This window comes from Ruegeria sp. AF8, assembly GCF_056541825.1.
In genome coordinates this window covers 93853-112784 of record NZ_JBQFYW010000002.1, presented here as the reverse complement: position 1 = coordinate 112784, position 18932 = coordinate 93853, and the positions used below count along the sequence as shown (strand labels likewise).

General features: G+C 60.9%; 21 protein-coding genes. 10 read left to right on the top strand and 11 right to left on the bottom strand.

The genetic code is table 11. The features are described from left to right. Positions 1–11: 11 nt before the first annotated feature. From ihfA to ACR0AO_RS05950, 5 genes are all read right to left on the bottom strand, one after another. The gene (gene ihfA / locus ACR0AO_RS05970) at positions 12–314 is read right to left on the bottom strand and encodes an integration host factor subunit alpha (protein ID WP_480601149.1); all 303 of its coding nucleotides are present in this window, start codon (positions 312–314) and stop codon (positions 12–14) included. A gap of 96 nt (positions 315–410) precedes the next feature. Beyond that, positions 411–1382 carry a beta-ketoacyl-ACP synthase III gene (locus tag ACR0AO_RS05965; protein ID WP_480601146.1) on the bottom strand — a complete coding sequence of 324 codons (972 nt, stop codon included), beginning with the start codon at positions 1380–1382 and terminating at the stop codon, positions 411–413. 20 nt (positions 1383–1402) lie between these two features. Then, entirely contained in the window at positions 1403–2503 is a 1101-nt protein-coding gene (gene plsX, locus ACR0AO_RS05960; protein WP_480601143.1) for a phosphate acyltransferase PlsX, read from the bottom strand. A 24-nt stretch (positions 2504–2527) separates the two neighbouring features. After that, positions 2528–2734, bottom strand: a complete 207-nt coding sequence (gene rpmF / locus ACR0AO_RS05955) for a 50S ribosomal protein L32 (protein WP_008756996.1) — start codon at positions 2732–2734, stop codon at positions 2528–2530. A gap of 205 nt (positions 2735–2939) precedes the next feature. Next, positions 2940–3476: a YceD family protein gene (locus tag ACR0AO_RS05950; protein WP_480601139.1), complete on the bottom strand. Its 537-nt coding sequence runs from the start codon at positions 3474–3476 to the stop codon at positions 2940–2942. Positions 3477–3559: 83 nt separating this feature from the next. Here ACR0AO_RS05950 and ACR0AO_RS05945 point away from each other — a divergent pair, with 83 nt between their 5' ends. The 3 genes from ACR0AO_RS05945 (at position 3560) to ACR0AO_RS05935 (ending at position 6747) form a co-directional block, all read left to right on the top strand. Then, positions 3560–4027: an outer membrane protein assembly factor BamE gene (locus tag ACR0AO_RS05945; RefSeq protein ID WP_480601136.1), complete on the top strand. Its 468-nt coding sequence runs from the start codon at positions 3560–3562 to the stop codon at positions 4025–4027. Between the two features lie 102 nt (positions 4028–4129). After that, complete coding sequence (locus tag ACR0AO_RS05940; protein ID WP_480601134.1) at positions 4130–4870, top strand: GNAT family N-acetyltransferase; 741 nt, start codon at positions 4130–4132, stop codon at positions 4868–4870. A gap of 68 nt (positions 4871–4938) precedes the next feature. Continuing rightward, positions 4939–6747, top strand: a complete 1809-nt coding sequence (locus ACR0AO_RS05935; protein ID WP_480601132.1) for an ABC-F family ATP-binding cassette domain-containing protein — start codon at positions 4939–4941, stop codon at positions 6745–6747. Positions 6748–6851: 104 nt separating this feature from the next. Here ACR0AO_RS05935 and ACR0AO_RS05930 read toward each other — a convergent pair whose 3' ends face one another. Beyond that, positions 6852–7607 carry an SDR family NAD(P)-dependent oxidoreductase gene (locus tag ACR0AO_RS05930; protein ID WP_480601129.1) on the bottom strand — a complete coding sequence of 252 codons (756 nt, stop codon included), beginning with the start codon at positions 7605–7607 and terminating at the stop codon, positions 6852–6854. Positions 7608–8113: 506 nt separating this feature from the next. Here ACR0AO_RS05930 and ACR0AO_RS05925 point away from each other — a divergent pair. Then, on the top strand, positions 8114–8833 hold the full coding sequence (locus ACR0AO_RS05925; protein WP_480601126.1) for a hypothetical protein: 720 nt from the start codon (positions 8114–8116) through the stop codon (positions 8831–8833). 186 nt (positions 8834–9019) lie between these two features. On the opposite strand, the gene tyrS is transcribed toward ACR0AO_RS05925, so the two are convergent. Next, positions 9020–10273: a tyrosine--tRNA ligase gene (gene tyrS / locus ACR0AO_RS05920; protein WP_480601124.1), complete on the bottom strand. Its 1254-nt coding sequence runs from the start codon at positions 10271–10273 to the stop codon at positions 9020–9022. A 120-nt stretch (positions 10274–10393) separates the two neighbouring features. Between tyrS and ACR0AO_RS05915 the strand changes: the two genes are divergently transcribed. Beyond that, entirely contained in the window at positions 10394–11512 is a 1119-nt protein-coding gene (locus ACR0AO_RS05915) for an anhydro-N-acetylmuramic acid kinase (protein WP_480601121.1), read from the top strand. Next, a complete protein-coding gene (locus ACR0AO_RS05910) occupies positions 11509–12162 on the top strand; it encodes a phytanoyl-CoA dioxygenase family protein (RefSeq protein ID WP_480601118.1) in 654 nt (217 codons plus the stop codon). Before ACR0AO_RS05915 ends, ACR0AO_RS05910 begins: the two co-directional genes overlap by 4 nt. Here the strand turns inward: ACR0AO_RS05910 and ACR0AO_RS05905 are convergent. After that, positions 12154–13068 (bottom strand): fatty acid desaturase, encoded by a 915-nt coding sequence (locus ACR0AO_RS05905; RefSeq protein ID WP_480601116.1) that lies wholly within the window; start codon positions 13066–13068, stop codon positions 12154–12156. The genes ACR0AO_RS05910 and ACR0AO_RS05905 overlap by 9 nt on opposite strands. Positions 13069–13185: 117 nt before the next feature. Between ACR0AO_RS05905 and ACR0AO_RS05900 the strand changes: the two genes are divergently transcribed. Further along, positions 13186–14079, top strand: a complete 894-nt coding sequence (locus ACR0AO_RS05900) for a hypothetical protein (RefSeq protein ID WP_480601114.1) — start codon at positions 13186–13188, stop codon at positions 14077–14079. Between the two features lie 8 nt (positions 14080–14087). Here the strand turns inward: ACR0AO_RS05900 and ACR0AO_RS05895 are convergent, their stop codons facing one another. Next, a complete protein-coding gene (locus tag ACR0AO_RS05895) occupies positions 14088–14507 on the bottom strand; it encodes a cupin domain-containing protein (RefSeq protein ID WP_480601112.1) in 420 nt (139 codons plus the stop codon). 90 nt (positions 14508–14597) lie between these two features. On the opposite strand from ACR0AO_RS05895, the gene ACR0AO_RS05890 reads away from it, so the two are divergent. Together ACR0AO_RS05890 and ACR0AO_RS05885 are read left to right on the top strand one after the other, a co-directional pair. Further along, entirely contained in the window at positions 14598–16016 is a 1419-nt protein-coding gene (locus tag ACR0AO_RS05890) for a protein adenylyltransferase SelO (protein WP_480601110.1), read from the top strand. Positions 16017–16086: 70 nt separating this feature from the next. Continuing rightward, positions 16087–16797 (top strand): endonuclease/exonuclease/phosphatase family protein, encoded by a 711-nt coding sequence (locus tag ACR0AO_RS05885; RefSeq protein WP_480601750.1) that lies wholly within the window; start codon positions 16087–16089, stop codon positions 16795–16797. An 82-nt stretch (positions 16798–16879) separates the two neighbouring features. Here the strand turns inward: ACR0AO_RS05885 and ACR0AO_RS05880 are convergent, their stop codons facing one another. Beyond that, on the bottom strand, positions 16880–17653 hold the full coding sequence (locus ACR0AO_RS05880; protein ID WP_480601107.1) for a PA2778 family cysteine peptidase: 774 nt from the start codon (positions 17651–17653) through the stop codon (positions 16880–16882). Positions 17654–17733: 80 nt separating this feature from the next. After that, positions 17734–18141 (bottom strand): PA2779 family protein, encoded by a 408-nt coding sequence (locus tag ACR0AO_RS05875; RefSeq protein ID WP_480601105.1) that lies wholly within the window; start codon positions 18139–18141, stop codon positions 17734–17736. A gap of 277 nt (positions 18142–18418) precedes the next feature. Between ACR0AO_RS05875 and ACR0AO_RS05870 the strand changes: the two genes are divergently transcribed. Further along, positions 18419–18832 carry a Fur family transcriptional regulator gene (locus ACR0AO_RS05870; protein WP_480601103.1) on the top strand — a complete coding sequence of 138 codons (414 nt, stop codon included), beginning with the start codon at positions 18419–18421 and terminating at the stop codon, positions 18830–18832. The last annotated feature ends 100 nt before the right edge of the window (positions 18833–18932 follow it).

Below are 18932 nucleotides of genomic sequence, written 5' to 3'. Positions count from 1 at the left end.
TGATCCCGATGTTATTTGCGGTTTCCGGCGGCGACGCGGTCTTTCATCAGATGCGATGGACGGAAAGTCAGCACGCGGCGCGGCTGGATCGGAACTTCTTCCCCGGTTTTGGGGTTTCGGCCAATGCGTGCGGTTTTGTCCCGGACACTGAAAGTGCCAAAAGATGAAATCTTGACCTGTTCGCCACGCACCAATGCGTCGGACATATGGTCAAGAACGCTTTCGACCAGCTGCGCGCTTTCATTGCGCGACAGCCCGACTTCGCGAAAGACGGCTTCGCTCAGATCCATCCGAGTCAGTGTTTTGTCACTCATGCCATTTCCCCTGTTGTTGCCAAAGCATAGGGGGAGGGTAAATTCACTGTCAATATCAATGAATTGCGGGCGGGCGTGTAAGCGCCATCGTGCCTGTCACCATCTCAGGACTACGGCCCCCCAGGCCAGGCCGCCGCCGATGGCCTCGGTAACGATCAGATCGCCGGGTTTGATCTGTCCGCGCTGCTTGCCGACAGAGAGGGCCAAAGGTATGGACGCGGCCGAGGTGTTGCCGTGATCCTGAACCGTGACAACCACCCGGTCCATCGGTAGCCCCATTTTTTTCGCGGTGCCCTGAATAATGCGGATATTGGCCTGATGCGGCACGATCCAGTTCACATCCGCACTGCTCAACCCTGCCTTTTCCAGCGCCGTTTCCGCCGTTTTGGCCAGTTTGTCCACCGCGTGGCGGAACACCTGATTGCCCTGCATGCGCAGATACCCGGTATTCTGTGTCGAGACCCCGCCGTCGACATACAGCAAGTCCTTGTACCGCCCATCCGAGTTCAGATCCGTCGACAGGATGCCCCGGTCCCGCGCGGTACCTTCACCCTCTTGTGATTCGAGGATCACCGCTCCGGCACCGTCACCGAACAAAACGCAGGTCGAGCGGTCGGTCCAATCCATGATTCGCGAGAATGTCTCGGCGCCAATGACCAGCACCCTCCGGGTTTGGCCGGACAGGATTAGTGCATTGGCATTGCTGAGCGCATAGACGAACCCCGCGCAAACGGCCTGCACGTCAAAGGCAAAGCCCGTGGTCATGCCCAGCCGGGCCTGAACCATCGTTGCGGCGGAAGGAAAGGTCAGATCCGCCGTCGACGTGGCAACGATGATGGCATCGATATCGTCGGCGGTCAGCCCTGCATCATTCAGAGCCGCTTCGGCCGCACAGGTCGCCAGATCCGATGTGGTTTCGCCTTCGGCCGCAAAATGTCGGCGCTCGATTCCCGACCGCGTACGGATCCATTCGTCCGAGGTGTCCAGCATCGTTTCGAACTCCGAGTTCGGGACGACGCGTTTCGGCAAATAATGCCCGACACCAACTACTACTGCTCGGCTCACCATTTTGGGGTACCGCCTTTTTGTTATTGTCCAGCTTGTGACGCTGTCTGACCGTTATCTTGGGCAAGCTCCGATGTCGATGCAACCCGGGCCGCCAGTTTTTCTGAAAATCCGGATTGGGCCAGCGTGAACGCCAGTTTTATGGCTGCGGAAACACCTGTCGCATCCGCGCCGCCATGAGATTTCACCACTGTTCCGTTCAAGCCCAAAAACACACCGCCATTAACACGGCGCGGATCGATTCTTAATTTCAGCCGCTGCAGCGACGTGATCGCCAACACCGAAGCCAGACGGGACAGTGGAGAGTATTTGAATGCTTCCTTCAGAAGATCGCCAATCAGGCTCGCCGTACCTTCGCCGGTCTTGATCGCGACGTTGCCGGTAAAGCCATCGGTGACGATCACATCGGCACGCTTGCCGGTGATGTCGCTGCCTTCGACGAAGCCCACGAACTCGAAATTCGCCCGTTCGGCAAATTCCCCGATCATGCCATGCGCTTCCCTCAGTTCGGCGCGCCCCTTGTGTTCTTCGGTGCCGACGTTCAGCAGGCCGATCCGGGGGCGCGTCAAATGCATTCCGTTGCGGGCATAGGAGGCCCCCATAAGCGCAAATTGCAAAAGATCCTTGGCGTCGGCCTTAACATCCGCGCCCACATCCAGCATCACATTGAAACCTTGCGCATTGCGCGAAGGGAACAGAATTGCGATGGCCGGACGGTTCACGCCGGGCAGCTTGCGCAGTCGCATCATGGACAGCGCCATCAACGCGCCGGTATTGCCGCAGGAAACCGCGCCATGCGCTTCGCCCTCGCGCACCGAATCGAGGGCGGACCACATCGACGTCTGCTTGCCGTTGCGAACGACCTGACTGGGCTTGTCCTCCATCGTCACGACGTCCGGACAATCACGAAAAACGACGCGCCCGTCGAGGACACGCCGTTTGGCAACCAGTTTGCGCAGCTGCTCTTCCGGACCGTGAAGAATGAACCCGACATCCGGGTTCTTCTTGGCCGATTTCGAGATGCCCGCGACAACGACCGAAGGACCCGCGTCCCCGCCCATGGCGTCAACCGAGATAATGATCTGTCCGCTTTTCGAACCGGTCTGATCTGGCTGAGCCGTCATGCCGTCGCCTGCACTCGAACGGGCTTAGGCCGCGTCTTCGTCCAGATCGATTTCGTCGGCCTGAGCGACAACTTCGCGGTCGTCATAGTGGCCGCAGGACGCGCACACGTGGTGCGGACGCTTCAGCTCGCCGCAGTTCGGGCACTCGTTCGGGTTGGCAGCAACCAGAGCGTCGTGCGCGCGGCGGTTGTTGCGGCGCGACTTGGAAACTTTGTTTTGTTGGACAGCCATTGTCTCAACCTTTGTCTGACTGGGGCCTGCGGAATTGCCGCCGGCCGGGTTACATTCTTCGTTTTCTCTTGGCGTGACGCGCGTTTAGGGCACTGCCCCTACGATGTCCAACCCAAAATCCGATGAGCGCGCGAAAATACTGCGATTCTCGCTATGTTCAAGCAGTTTTTCTGACCGCCTGCTATGACAGGTCTCGGGCTTTGTGTCACTCGTCTTTTTTCAATGCATCGCGCAATTCGGCCAATCCCGCGAACGGTTTTGCATCCTCGTCCGTCATGGCCTGTTTTCCGGCTTCGGTATAGACGGCCTCGCCCAGATCGGTTCCTTCCTTGCGCGGGTACTGTGGCAACGACAGGGACAGCGCCTCGGCCATCACCGCGCCGGGGTCGATGAAGGCCTCCAGCGCCTCGGTTTCGTCATCTTCGGGCATTTCGGCCTCGGGCTCGTCCGGCTCCTGCCAATTGGCCAGATAGACACGCCGCACTTCGGTTTCGATGCGGGTGGTGACCGGTTCAAGCGAGACGACGCAGGGCTGAACCACGGTTGCCCCCAGCTTTCCGGTCAGGACCCAGTCGCGCTTTCCCTGCGACCTGACCTCGCCTGCAAAGCTCAGTTTGCGTAATCCAAGCAGGTTCAGTTCCTCCCTAAGGCGACCCAATTCGGATGCCTCGGGACGCAGGTTGAACGCGGTTGGAGTGTTCTGGGCCAGATCGGCCACCCGAAGGGCTGTTTGGTCTCTCATCCGGGATCTTTCGTGTGTTGAACCAGAGCGTGGGTTTCTGTAATCGGATAGAAGCCGCGTGGCGCCAAGGCAAGAGGTTCTGGATGGTAAAGTTTATTGATCTGCTGACACCGGTAATCCGGGCTGTCACGTTCGGAACCTGTCTGGCCGCCGCGACGGCCTGTACGCCGATCTATAAGAAACACGGTTATGTCCCCAACCAGGCCGAACTGGCCGAACTGAAAATCGGCGTCGACACCCGCGACAGCGTGATCGAGGCGGTCGGCGCGCCGGGGGCTTCCGGGGTGCTGAAAGATTCGGGATATTATTATGTCATGTCCCGGTTCCGCCACTACGGACCCAAGCAGCCTCAGATCGTGTCGCGTGAACTGGTGGCCATCACTTTTGATCAACGCGGTGTTCTGCGCAATATCGAGCGCTACGGCCTTGAAGACGGAATCGTTGTACCGCTTGAGCGTCGCGTGACCAGTTCCAGCGTCGACGACAAGACCTTCTTGCGGCAGCTTCTGGGCAGCATCGGTAATTTCAATCCGGCGAATGCGATTAACTGACCGAATGTAATCTGACTACCGCAATGATATCGGTCCGTCATGGCATGTCTGATACAGTCGGAGCAGAAACGTGGAGTGTATGTCGCTGCAGAGGATTGAGCCTTGGCAGAAACGATACTGCTGAACAGGGGGCGCTATCGCGCGCGGCAGGCGGTTTCCGACCGGGACGTCGCCGATGCGCAAGTCTTGCGCAGTCTTGCATTCACGACCGGGATGCCGGACCAGGATGATTTCGATCCCTGCTATACGCATGTTCTGATCGAGGACATGCGCGCAGACGGCCGCATTGTTTGCTGTTTCAGGATGCTGATGCTTGGCTGTGGTAATGATATTCAGCGCACGTATTCCGCACAGTTTTATGATCTGACAGGGCTGCGCGAATTCTCGGGCCGGATGATCGAAATCGGCCGATTCTGTGTGCATCCGGACTGCAGCGATCCGGATATCCTGCGGGTCGCGTGGGCCGCGATGACGATCTTTGTTGACCGGAACGACGTTGAAATGCTGTTTGGCTGCTCTTCGTTTGCGGGGATCGAAACCGAACGATATCTGGATGCCTTTGCCTTGCTGAAACACAAGCATTTGGGTCCGAAACGCTGGTTGCCGCGTGTGAAGGCTCCGGACGTGTTTCGGTTTGCCGCTCGCCTGAGGCGCAAGCCGGACGCAAAACAGGCGATGCAGCGGATGCCGCCTTTGCTCAGGACCTATCTGGCGATGGGCGGTTGGGTTGGCGATCATGCGGTTGTGGACCGGCACATGAACACGTTGCACGTCTTCACCGGACTTGAAATCAGCGCAATCCCGTCGGCCCGAAGGCGCTTGCTGCGTGCGGTGGCCGGGTAGGGCCGGTATTCGCGACAAGAAGAAGAACTGGCCGTTGACGTGATGACCGCGCCGGTTTAGCTGGCGGCATGACGAGAATTCCTTTGTTGCAGATGTCCGGCATTTCCCTGACGTTCGGGGGTGATCCGGTGTTTTCCGATCTCGATCTTGTGGTGCAGCCGGGCGACAGGATCGCCTTGGTTGGGCGGAACGGGTCGGGAAAATCGACCCTGATGAAGGTTATGGCCGGTCTGGTCGAGTCCGATACCGGAGATATCGTTATTCCCCCTGGAAAATCGGTTGGTTATATGGAGCAGGATCCGGACATGTCCGGATTTGCGACATTGGGGGACTATGCTTCGAGCGGGCTGGAGCCGGGAGAGCTTTATAAAGTCGAGCGTGCCGGCGAGGGGTTGAAATTCGATCCCCACCGCGCCGTGGAAACCGCATCAGGAGGTGAGCGGCGGCGGGCGGCGCTGGCCAAGCTCATGGCCGAAGCGCCCGACCTGATGCTGTTGGACGAGCCGACGAACCATCTGGATATCGAGGCGATCGGCTGGCTGGAGCGGGAATTGAAGGCAACCCGCGCGGCGTTTGTTCTGATCTCGCACGACCGCGCTTTTCTTCGTGAATTGACGCGTGCAACGCTTTGGATTGACAGGGGAATGGTGCGCCGCCAGGAAAAAGGCTTTGAAGCGTTTGAAGCCTGGCGCGATCAGGTCTGGCAGGAGGAAGATACGGCTCGCCATAAGCTGGACCGGCTGATCAAGTCCGAGGCTCGCTGGGCGGTCGAAGGTATCAGCGCGCGGCGTAAGCGCAATCAGGGCCGGGTACGGGCGCTGCAGGCGTTGAGGGCGGAGCGTACGGCGCAGATCAGGCGGCAGGGTTCCGCCGCAATGTCATTGGAATCCGGTTCGAAATCTGGCCGCAAGGTGATTGAGGCCCGAGGGGTCAGCAAAAGTTTTGACGGCAAGCAGATTGTCCGCAATTTCGATCTGCTGGTGCAGCGTGGCGACCGGGTCGCGTTCGTTGGGCCAAATGGTGTGGGAAAAACAACTGTTCTCAATATGTTGCTTGGCAAAGCTGAGCCTGATGAGGGGACGGTGGCCATGGGCACCAATCTGGACGTGGCCGTATTCGACCAGACCCGGGCGCAGCTTGATCCCGAGATGAGCCTTTGGGACAGCTTGACCGGCGACCCGGAGATGCGGGTTTCGGGCAAGGCAGACCAGGTGATGGTGCGCGGAAACCCCAAGCATGTCGTTGGTTATCTTAAAGAATTTCTGTTCGACGAGCGGCAGGCGCGAGCGGCGGTCAAGTCCTTGTCAGGCGGAGAAAAAGCGCGGTTGCTGTTGGCGAAGCTGATGGCGAAGCCGTCAAACCTGCTGGTGCTGGACGAGCCGACGAACGATCTGGACGTTGAGACGCTGGATCTGTTGCAGGAGTTGCTGGGTGACTATGACGGCACGGTTCTGCTGGTCAGCCACGACCGGGATTTTCTGGATCGGGTGGCCACCACGACGATTGCGATGGAGGGCAACGGACGCGCGACCGTCTATGCCGGGGGTTGGTCGGATTATATGGCTCAGCGGGGCGATGTTCCGGCAAAAAATGACGAAAAACCAAAGGCTTCCGCGACAAAGGTTAGGTCCGAATCCAAGGTGAAGGAAGGGCTGACATTCTCGGAAAAGCATCGGCTTGAAAAGCTGCCGCAGGAGATTGGGCGGCTGGAGGCCGAGATCGCCAAATTGCAGGAGTTCATGTCCGATCCGGAATTGTACAGCCGGGAACCGGTCAAGTTTCAGAAGGCCACCGAGGCGCTGGTGGAGCGGCAGGAAAAGCTGGCCGCCGCCGAGGAAGAGTGGCTGATGCTGGAAGAGAAAGCCGAGGCCGGCTGAGCCGGAATGTGCGAATTGTACCGGGTTTCTGACCCCGGTTGTCCGAATTGTACACGCCGGAAACCGGCCCGGAGCGAAGGCCCGGGCCGTTTCGCCAGCAACGTTCAGCGCATCCGCAACGCGCCGTCGAGGCGGATGACCTCGCCGTTGAGATAGCCCATCTCGACGATGAAGCCGGCCATCCGGCCGAACTCTTCGGGGCGGCCCAGACGGGGCGGGCAGGTGACCTCGGCAGCGAGTTGATCCTGCGCCTCCTGCGGCAGGCCCAGCAGCATCGGGGTCAGAAAGATGCCGGGGGCGATGGCCATGACGCGGATGCTGTCGCGGGCGAGGTCGCGGGCCATGGGCAGGGTCATGCCGACGATGCCGCCCTTGGAGGCGGAATAGGACACCTGGCCTTTCTGCCCGTCAAAGGCGGCGATGGAGGCGGTGTTGATAATCACGCCGCGCTCGCCGTTTTCATCCGGTTCATTCTTTGCCATCTCGGCGGCGGCAAGGCGGGCGACGTTGAAGCTGCCGACCAGATTGATGTCGATGGTCATATCGAAGGTCTTGAGGGACAGTGGCCCCTCCTTGCCCAGAGTCTTGCCGACAGTGCCCACACCGGCGCAGTTCACGGCGGCGGTGATCCTGCCCATCTTTTCTGCGGCATGGGCGATGGCGGCGGCGACCGAGGCCTCGTCGGTCACATCCGTCTCGGCGAAATGCCCGCCGATCTCGGCGGCGACCTGCGGGCCGCGCGTGGTGTCGCGATCAAGGATGGTGACCTGCGCGCCGCTGCCGGCGAAATAGCGGGCGGTGGCTTCGCCGAGGCCCGAAGCCCCTCCGGTTACGATGACAGCGGTATTGCTGAGTTGCATGACAGGTTCCTCTCCGCATATATGAACATGTGTTCAGATAATGCATTACGGATGTGCCTGTCCAGTCGCGTCGCATAGATGGTGCACATGTTCGGTATTGTCAGCTTTGAGCCCAAAGTTACAGGTGCTGCGGATTGCACGAATGTCTGGTCCCATACGGGAGGCAGACAACCTTTTGAGGTCAGAATGGCTCTTGGCAAGTTGCTTTCTTTGAACAACCGAGCGACTCTGATGTCATGCAAAACGAACTCGCGATTACTGCTGATCTATCCTCTGGCGGAATGGTTCGCCAACTCCTGAAGAAAGAAGGCCGTAAGACAACAGAGCTGTTCTCTTGCTTCGAGGACATGACATTTGGGCCTCTTGTACCGACTGACGAACCTGAACAATTGCTCAGGCTGAGACAGAGGTATTGGTGTAAGACTGGGATAGTCGAGCGAGGAAATCGGCCAACAGAGAGGCGATCACTGCGAAAGCTCTTACAAGCCTCAGATCATGTAGAGATCATGATCGCAGGCGAAGGAAGGGAACAAATTTTCCTTTTAGGACTTGCAAACTTGCTTCGGCAAACAGCACGAGAAGGACGTCTCGTGCAACTATTCCAATATCCGTCGAAGAAGCACTGGCATTCACTAGCGATGCTAAATCTAGAGGCTTTGTCCGAGAGGCCGAAGCCAGTGCTGGTAGATGGCAACTTTCTAGTGCGGCTTGAAGAAATTTGGAATGTTATCGTTTCCAACTCGCCGGAGGCGCTGTTCGCATTCCGCCACGATCATACTGAAATTGATGCACTTCCTTACATAAATCGCGCAATAGACGACCTGATCTCATCGTACCCAAGGGTTGATAGCGGTCTCACCCTTGCGCAGGAGCGATTGCTCAAGGCAACTCCGAAGGAATGGACGAAATCGGCGCGAGTTGTCGGCCACGCCATGGTTGGCGACGAGCCGGACGGAAGATCATTTGGCGATGGTATATTATTTTCAATTCTTGTCGGCATGGGAGATCAGAACCAATCCAATCCAACTGTCGAACTGAGAGGTGATCGGCATACAATGAGAGCCTGTGAAGTTCGCCTGACGGACTTTGGAGAGGCTTGTCTACTTGGAGCGAGCAACCAGGTTTCGGCCAATGGCATCGATACTTGGGTTGCGGGCGTTCATCTCAACTCGGCTGCAGGCTGTGTTTGGTTCCGGAACTCGGACAGTACCTTAGTAAAAGCATAGCGATTGGTTTAGCTGAACGTCTTTTTTTCGCGAATAGCAAACCCGACGTTGGCGCAGCTGCAGCGAAAGTCCGAAAGGTCCGAAAGGTCCGCAGAGCAGACCTTGCCATTTTAGAACGCCAGCCTTCAAACGCAAACGGCCACATGACAGGTGGCCGTTTGACTGAGTTCATTGGCGGATGGGTGCCTAGGCCAACTGCACCAGCGCGTGGCGTTTCTTGCCTGCGCTCAGCTTGATCGGCGAGGACAGCGCGCCGGCGTCGATCATCAGCCCGGCATCGGTCAGCGGCGCATCGTCCAGGCGGGCGCCGTTTTCGGCGATCAGGCGCTTGGCCTCCTTGCCGGATTTGGCGAGGCCGGATTTGACGATGATCTGCACGATGGACATGCCGTCGCCCAGCTCGTCCGCGCTGAGCGTCAGCGTCGGCAGGTCATCGCCCACGCCGCCCTTTTCGAAGACCTCGCGGGCGGTGGCCTCGGCCGTTGCGGCGGCGTCGCGCCCGTGCAGCAGGGCCGTGACCTCGTTGGCGAGGATGATCTTGGCGGCGTTGACCTCGGAGCCTGCCAGCGCGCCCAGCCGGTCGCATTCGTCGACGGGCAGTTCGCTATAAAGCTTCAGGAACCGGCCCACATCGGCATCGGTGGTGTTGCGCCAGAACTGCCAGAACTCGTAAGGCGAGCGCATGTCGGCGTTCAGCCAGACCGCGCCGTCCTGGGATTTGCCCATCTTCTTGCCGTCCGAGGTGGTCAGCAGCGGCGAGGTGAGCCCGAAGACCTCGTGATCGATCACGCGGCGGGTCAGGTCGATGCCATTGACGATATTGCCCCACTGGTCCGAGCCGCCCATCTGCAGGATGCAGCCATAACGGCGGTTCAGCTCCATGAAGTCATAGGCCTGCAGGATCATGTAGTTGAATTCGAGGAAGGAAAGCGATTGCTCGCGGTCCAGCCGCGATTTCACCGATTCGAAGCTGAGCATCCGGTTGACCGAGAAATGCCGCCCGATGTCGCGCAGGAAATCGAGGTAGTTCAGATCGTCCAGCCACTCGGCGTTGTTGAGCATCAGCGCGGCGTTTTCGGCGCCGCTGTCATAGTCGATATAGGCGGCAAAGACCTTGCGGATGCCGGCGATGTTCTCGTCGATCTGCTCCGGTCCCAGCAGGGGGCGTTCGTCGGCGCGGAAAGACGGATCGCCCACCTTGGTGGTGCCGCCGCCCATCAGGGTGATCGGCTTGTGGCCGGTCTTTTGCAGCCAGCGCAGCATCATGATCTGGATCAGGCTGCCCACATGCAGCGACCTGGCGGTGGCGTCAAAGCCGATATAGCCGGGCTGAACCCCCTTGATCAGCGCCTCGTCCAGGCCCTGATAATCGGTGCAGTCGGCGAGAAAGCCGCGCTCCATCATCACTGCGATGAAATCCGATTTGGGATGGTAGTTCATGTCTTGCCTCGGGTTTGAATTGCGGGGCAACTTATAGAGAGCAATCCGAAAAGTGGAAACCGGTTTTCGCAGCATATGACGACCGCATGCTGAGCGGTGGCAGACATGAAGGGCAGGGCCATGAGCGACGCCATCAACAATATCGGCCCGGTGCGGGCGCTGGGGGCGATGTCGGGTACGTCGATGGACGGGATCGACGTTGCCGTGCTTGAAACCGACGGGCACGGGATCGGCGGATTCGGGCGCAGCGGGTACAGGACCTATACCGAGGCCGAGCGCGCCGTGCTGCGGGCGGCGCTGGGGCAATGGGGCGGCGAAGAGGTCGAGGCGGCGGCAACCCTGGTGACCCTGCTGCATTCCGAGGCGCTGGCGGGGTTCGCCGATGTCGATCTGGTCGGGTTTCACGGCCAGACGCTGGCGCATGATCCGCATGTGAAGGGGACCTTGCAGGTGGGGGACGGCGCAGCGCTGGCCGAGGCTCTGGGCCTGCCTGTGGTCTGGGATTTCCGCTCGGACGATGTGGCGATGGGAGGCGAGGGCGCGCCGCTGGCGCCGTTCTTTCATTTCGCCTGCGCCAAATGGATCGGAGCGCGGCAGCCGGTGTGTTTCCTGAACCTCGGCGGGGTCGGGAACCTGACTTATGTCGACCCGTCCTTTGACCGCCCCGAGCAGGAGGGGGCGCTTTTGGCCTTCGACACCGGTCCGGCCAACGCGCCGGTCGACGATCTGATGCAGGCGCGGTTCGGTCTGGCGATGGACCGCGATGGCGCGGTGGCGCGCAAGGGGACGGTCGAGGCCGGGATGCTGGAGCGGTTTCTGGCCGAGCCGTTCTTTTCACGCATGCCGCCCAAGTCGCTGGACCGCAACGATTTCGCCAGGATGGCGGCGCTGGTCGAGCCCCTGGCGGATGCCGATGCGGTGGCGACGCTGACGGCGATGTGCGCGGCGGGCGTGGCGCAGGGGATGGGCTATTGCCCGAAACCGCCCGCGCGGGTTCTGGTCACCGGCGGCGGGCGGCACAACCCGGTGCTGATGGAGATGTTGCGGGTCTCGCTCGACTGCCGGGTGGAGCCGGTCGAGGCGGTGGGGCTGAACGGTGACATGCTGGAGGCGCAGGCATTCGCCTATCTTGCGGTGCGGGTGGCGCGGGGCCTGCCGACATCCTGTCCCGGTACGACCGGCGTCGGGGCGCTGGTGGGGGGCGGGATCGTCAGCGTTCCGGAGAGCGCCGCAAAATGACGGACGTCGAAAACCTGTCCCAATTCGGACGTTGCTGGATTCGACGAAAACTGAGTGCCTCGACTCTTGCCGGTCTTGACCGGTTATACCCCCGGAACCATTGCGCCGGTGAGCGTGTGAAAGCTCTGGATATCCTGAACAGGGGCGAGTTGCGCGAAGTTTTGGACCATGTGCTGCCCGGGGCGTTCGCCGTCAGGGCCGTTGCGTTCGACAAGTCGGCAGACCGAAACTGGGCGGTTCCATGGCATCAGGATCGCGTAATCGCGGTGCGGAGGAAAATCGAGATGCCGGGTTTTCGCAACTGGACCAGCAAATCCGGGATATGGCATTGCGAGCCGCCGGCGGACGTTCTGAGGAACATGATCTTTACCCGGATTTTTCTCGATGACGTCGATGCGTCGAACGGAGGTATGGAACTGGCCTTGCGCAGCCACGGTGCGGGCCGGATCACGTCGGGTGATGCGGAAAGGATCGGTGCGGAGTGCGTCAGGGAAACCGAAACGGCACAGCGGGGAGACATTCTGGTGATGAGCATGTACATGCTGCACCGGTCCGGTCCGGCGAGCGTTCAGGGCACTCGGCGTGTTGTCAGAGCCGACTTTGCCAATGCGCCCTTGCCGACGCCGCTGGAATGGGCTTCGTCAGCGTAAGTCCGGTCGCCGATCACTGTGGCGCAGATCTTTGAGATAGCTGTCGGAAAACGCGAGATATCCATCCGATGTCGATTTCAGATGCGCCCGGGTCCAGCCGTGGAAGGCGGGCAGCTTGTGGAAGGGCACGTTCGGAAAGGCGTGGTGTTCGGCGTGATAGGGCATGTTCCAGGCGAGCGCGCGCACGATCCGGTTGGTGAAGGTGGTGCGCGAGTTTTCCAGCATGTTGGCGACGGCCGGGCACAGCCCGTGTTCGGCCAGCAGATAGAGCCGCAGGAAGGGCTGACCCACAAGCAGCGGCAGCAGCCAGAGCCAGAACAGCAGCGGTGAGGCCAGCAGGCTGAGCGCGGCAAGTGCATAAAGCGCCAGCAGGACCCGCGCCTCAAGCCGCATCGCGCCGTGACGGCGCGCGGGCAGATAGGGCGCGTCGATGCGCCCCAAGGCATTGCGCACCAGCACCGTGGCCATGCCTGCCCAGTAGAACCAGCCGCTGAGATAGGCGATCAGGCTGGCAGGGTTGTCGGGGCGGGGCTTGCCCGCCAGTTCCGGGTCGCGCTCGGGATCGTTGGTCCATTTGTGATGGGCCAGGTGGAAATAGCGGAACCAGGTAAAGGGCAGGCCGATCAGCAGCCCGACGCCATGCCCCGCCGCCTCGTTCAACCATCCGGTGCGGAACGGCGTCTTGTGGGTGCATTCGTGGCTGAGCGTGAACAGGAATACCAGCAGAATACCCTGCGGCAGGATCAGCGCGGGCCAGAGCGGCACCTGCGCCACGATCCCCGCGCTGGTCAGACCCAGAAGGCCCAGATAGCCGCCCAGTTGCCTCAGCCCCGCGCGGTTCGAGCGCGCCTGCAACAAGTCGCGGGTATCGGCGGGCAAAGATCGGATCAGGCTTGTGTGGTCCATGCGGCAAGCCTGACGCCTTGCCGCCCCGCAGGCAAGCGGTGCGAGGCGGAAAACTTGTCAGAATGGCCGCGGTCGCTGATACTGGATTGGTATTTCGGCACCCGCGGAGGGGCGAAAATGATTTCTGAAAGCGAATTTCGGGCTCTGGAACATGACGCGGGCAGCGGCTTGCCGTTTCAGGTGAACCTCAAGGCGGTGAACAAGAGCGTCGGCGTGGTGGCGCTGGGTCTGCCCTTTGCGCTGCTGGTGGCGGGCTGGCTTGGCGGCGCCTGCCCGACCATCGATTCGATCAGCCATTATTACTTCACCCGGCTCGGCGGTGACCTGCTGGTGGGCGCGCTGAGCTTTATCGGGGTGCTGTTGCTGTTCTTTTACAGGCTGCCGGGGAAGGGGATCGCGACGCAGGGGCGCGTGGATGGCTATCTGGGGCACCGGCCCTGGGATATCTGGCTGGCGCGTCTGGCGGGGCTGTGCGCTTTTGGCGTGGCGTTCTTTCCGACTGACGGGGAGGGGTGCGAAAATTTCGATGGCAGCATGGCGCGGGTGTTTCTGAGCGACACCAGCGGCGGAACCGCCGTTGTGCCGCCGACTGTCGCCGGAGTGCCCGGCTTTGATTTCTGGGGAGGCGCTGAGATCTGGGGCATCCCGCTGAGCAGCCTGCATTTCATCTCGGCCGGGGGGATGTTTCTGGTGCTGGCCTATTATTCCATCGTCGTGTTTCGCCGCCCGCAATCGGTGAGCGCCACCAAGCGGGGCGGGAAACCCGGTGTTTCGCTGGCGGCCAGGAAAACACGGCGGAATTTCTGGTATCTGATCTTCGGACTGTTGATCCTTTTGGCCGTTGCCGCGTTGTTTTTCAAGTTTCTGGCCTTTGACGCGGGCTCCGGCGGGCTGGCCTGGTGGAACCGCAACGATCTGACCTTCTGGTTCGAGGCGCTGGCTCTGGTGGCGTTCGGGCTGAGCTGGTGCATGAAGGGCCGGCTGTGGCCTTTCAATGCCTGGGGGGACTGATTTCGGGCTCAATCGCGCGGGATGTCGAAGCCGGGTGCGGCCAGTTCGAAGCCATCGAATTCGAACCCCGGCGACACGGTGCAACTGACCAGCGTGTATTCGCCGGTGCTGCGGGCGGCCTGCCAGTGGTTCTCCGGCACGATCAGTTGCGGCGCACCATTGGTCAGGTCCGGGGTCAGAAGGTGTTCGGTGGCGGGGCCGGCGTCGTTTGAGCTTATTGACAGCACCAGAGGCGCGCCCGCGTGGAAAAGCCAGATCTCGGTCGCGTCGACCCGGTGCCAGTGGCTGCGCTCGCCCGCCTGCAGCAGGAAATAGATGCAGGTGCCGGTGGCGCGGCCCGGATTGCCAGCGCGCCAGGTTTCACGGTACCAGCCGCCTTCGGGGTGACGTTGCAGGTTCAGTTGGTCGATGATCTGTTGCGCGGTCATTGAGCGTTCCCTGACGGTTTTCAGGCAATTATGCAGCGGTTCGGTTGCTCCGGCTATGGCAATTCCGCGTTTGAGGCATATGTTCGGGCCATGACCCTGACGATCCCGTTCGACAATTCCTATGCGCGACTGCCGGTCAGTTTCTATGCGCGGCTGACACCCGAGCCGGTACGCGCGCCAAGGATGATTGCGTTCAACAGCGATCTGGCGCGGATCATGGGGATTGCGCCGGGCGATGTCGAAGAGATGGCGCAGGTCTTTGCCGGCAATGCGGTGCCCGAGGGAGCGGAGCCGCTGGCACAGCTCTATTCCGGGCATCAATTCGGGCATTACAATCCGCAACTGGGCGACGGGCGCGCACTTTTACTGGGCGAGACGGTCGGAACCGATGGCGTGCGCCGGGACATTCAGCTGAAAGGTTCGGGGCGTACGCCGTTTTCGCGGCAGGGCGACGGGCGGGCGTGGCTGGGGCCGGTGCTGCGGGAATATGTGGTGTCCGAGGCGATGCATGCGCTGGGCATCCCCACCACCCGGGCGCTGGCGGCGGTCGAGACCGGCGAGGTGGTGCTGCGCGAAGGGCCAATGCCAGGCGCGGTGTTGACGCGGGTCGCGCAGAGCCATCTGCGGGTGGGAACGTTTCAGGTGTTTGCGGCGCGGGGAGATACCGGCGGTCTCAGGCGGCTGACCGACTATGCCATTGCGCGCCACTACCCGCAGGCCGAGGGGCCGATGGGCTTGCTGGCGGCGGTGCGCGACGCGCAGGCACGGCTGGTGGCGCAGTGGATGAGCGTGGGGTTCATTCACGGGGTGATGAACACCGACAACTGTTCGATTGCCGGGGAAACCATCGACTATGGCCCCTGCGCCTTCATGGACAGCTATCATCCACAGACCGTCTACAGCTCGATCGACCGGATGGGGCGCTATGCCTATGCCAGCCAGCCGGACATTTCGGTGTGGAACATGGCGCAACTGGCCACTGCGCTGATCCAGCAGATGGAGGACCGCGAGGCGGCGGTCGAGGAGGCGACCGGGATCGTGCATGCGATGCCCGAGGCAATCGAGGCCCAGTGGTTTCGGTTGTTCCGCGCCAAGATCGGGCTTGCCACCGAAGAGCCGGGGGATTTGGGCCTGATCGGTGATCTGCTGACCCGCATGGCGCAGAACCAGGCCGATTTCACCAACACGTTCCGGGCGCTGGGCACCGACAAGGCGCGGGATCAGTTCACCGACCCGGAAGCCTATGACGGCTGGGCCGGGGGATGGACGGCGCGCGTGGAGCGGGAAGAGGGCGTGGCGGACAGGTTGAAGGCTGCCAACCCGGCGTTCATCCCGCGCAATCACCGAATCGAGCAGATGATCGCGGCGGCGGTCGGAGGAGATTTCGCCCCGTTTCATCGCCTGAACGACGTTCTGTCGCGTCCCTATCTGGATCAACCGGAACAGTCCGACCTCACCCGCCCGCCGACCGAGAGCGAAGTGGTGCATGCTACTTTTTGCGGCACCTGAGATGACGGGAGGGGTTGCGCAATGCCGCAGTGGAGGTGATCCTGTGACCAAGCCGTTGATCGCCGAGACCATGACCCAAGCCGCGACCCTGCGTATTGCCAGTTACAACATCCAGAAATGTGTGGGCCTCGATCTGCGCCGTCAGCCGCAGCGCATCCTGAAGGTGCTGGATCGGCTGGGGGCCGACATCGTGGTGTTGCAGGAGGCGGACAAGCGCCTGCCGCCACGGCCCGCCGCACTGCCGCATTTCATGTTGGAGGAGGCGGGCTGGCAGGTGGCCGATCTGGGCGGGGCGGGCAGTCTGGGCTGGCATGGCAATGCGGTGATCTGGCGTGGCACGGGCATCACCGTGCGCCGGACCGGCCATCACGATCTGCCGGGTCTGGAGCCGCGTGGCGCGGTGCGGGTGGAGTTCGAGACCTCGATCGGCCCGCTGAGGGTGCTGGGCATGCATCTGGGACTGATGTCGCGCTGGCGGCACCGGCAGGTGGTGCATATGCGCCGCGACAGCCATGCGCTGGAGGCGATGCCGACGGTCTGGGCCGGTGATTTCAACGAATGGTCGCGCCAGCCGGTGCTGGATCATCTGGCCCCGGACATGCGGTTCTTGCCGCCTTTGCCAAGCTTTCCCGCGGCGCAGCCGCTGGGGGCGCTGGACCGGATCGCGCTGGGCCCGGGGCTGCAGGCGCGGGCGCATGGGGTCTGTTCCGAACGGCCCGCGCATATCGCCTCTGACCATTTGCCGGTCTGGGCCGATCTGGGGGCCGCCGGTTCAGGGTAATGCTCCGGTCTCCAGGGAAAATACAAGAAATTCAATGTGCATATCTTTGACGATCCCGGTGATGTCGAAACGCTGACTTGCGTCAATCTGAATTTGGGCCGGGTTGCGACAATTCATCAATGACCACTTTCAGATTGTGTTGGATTTCCGGGACGGAGGGATCAATCCTTGCGGCTTTTTTCAATGCCCTTTTTGCGCCTTCGAGGTCACCTTGCTGGTATCGGGCATTGCCGAGGCCATACGCCCAGACCCAATTGTCCGGCCAACGGGACCCTCCGTTGACATAGACCTTTTCCGCGGCCTCGGAATGTCCCAGCCGTTCCAACGCAGCCGCCGCGCGCAGGATTTCCCACTGGTTTTCCGTCATCGGCAACCGGTTCGGGGGCAAAACGGCCAGTGCCCAGTATTCCCCTCGCTGCCATGTCCGCATGAAAAGCTGCAGATCCATCGTCATCCGCTCGTGCTCGCCCGAGTGAAGGATGATCTGATTGCTGTTCAGGTCATAGCCGACGACGACCGCGTAGTGCCATCGCGGCGCCCAGTTGAGACCGAGATTCTGGAAAATGATTACCGGGTGCCCTGCGGCGATTTCCTCGAGCAGATCCTCGAGGGTCGAAAGACGGACGGCCAGCATCGCGTGTCGGCGCGCGGCCCCTGTCATATCGGCGAGATATGTTCCCTTTGCGCCGGGAGTAAAGGATTGAGCCGCGACTTGGGCTTGGGTGATGTCCAATCCAGACCACTGAAAAACCATGGCAAGCGATGCTGGCCCGCAATGGAAATCGTTTTGCTTGATAAGCGGAACACCCGCCACCGTCGCGCGGGGCGGAGCGTCGATCTGCGACGGTATCGGCATCTGCGCTTGCGTGCACGCACTCAGCAAGACTGGCAGCAGGACGACAAGCCAAATATGGAGGTTGTGTCGGCGAAAATGGATCAGCGACCGGCACATCGGGTAAAGGGGAACACCTTCGTCAGGCACAACAGATCTGTCACCAGCAGGATGAGGAAGACCGTCAGCAGCGCCCCCACAATACCGTTGCCTCCGGCGGTGTCGTTCTCCATCTGCACCAATACCGATTTTATTTCCTCGTTCGACAATGCCTTGAGACGCCTTTCGGCTTCATCGGGGTCGACGCCTCTTGAGACAAGCTCATCGCGAATGTCCTGTTTCGTGAGTTCGCTCAGCAAAAAGTCCCGATCGGCATGAGCCGCGTATCTTGAGATTACCTCGTCGGTACTCAGCATTTCGGCCTGCGCCATCGTGCTGAATTGAGTCGCCAACATCATCTGCGTGGCTGCAAAGATCGCCAGACCGCTCTTTGCTGTTCGTCTGAAACTCATCCTTCGGCATCCTTCTGATCTGGACGCCGGTTGTGCCGACACGGCAGGCAAGCGTCTCGGCGCTCATTGTTCACAGCAGGCATCTGATTGCAACCTTCCGGGATCTTCTCATGCGCAATGAAAACCAGCCATTGCGGGGAATTCGTTTGAAAAAAAATTTATCGGGGCGTTCCCGATAACCGGCGCCGGTAACATGGGCGGGTTTGCGGCAAAACCCGGTGGCGATGCGGGCGCGGACGTATTATGACAGAACTCCAAACACCGATGGGGATCATGAATGTCGGACACGATCATCGCCCGATGTGAGGCCAAGGGCCTGCGTATGACCGGTCAGCGCCGGGTCATTGCCCGTGTGCTGGAGGACAGCGACGATCACCCTGATGTGGAAGAGTTGTACACCCGCGCCTCGGCGCTTGATTCGGGGATTTCCATCGCCACCGTCTATCGCACGGTGAAACTGTTCGAAGAGGCGGGGATTCTGGAGCGGCTGGAATTCGGCGACGGGCGGGCGCGATACGAGGATGCCGAACGCGACCATCACGATCATCTGATCGATCTGAATTCCGGCGAGGTGATCGAATTCGTCGATCCCGAGATCGAGGTGCTGCAGGAAAAGATCGCGGCCAAGTTGGGATACAAGCTCAAGGGGCACAAGCTGGAGCTTTACGGGGTACCGGTCAAGAAACCCTGACCAAGGGACTGCAATACGTCCCGAGAATCAAAGCCGGAAAGATGCGGGCGCGTATCACGGATTGCGATGGGCCGCTTCACGCCTTTTCATGGCGGGCGCC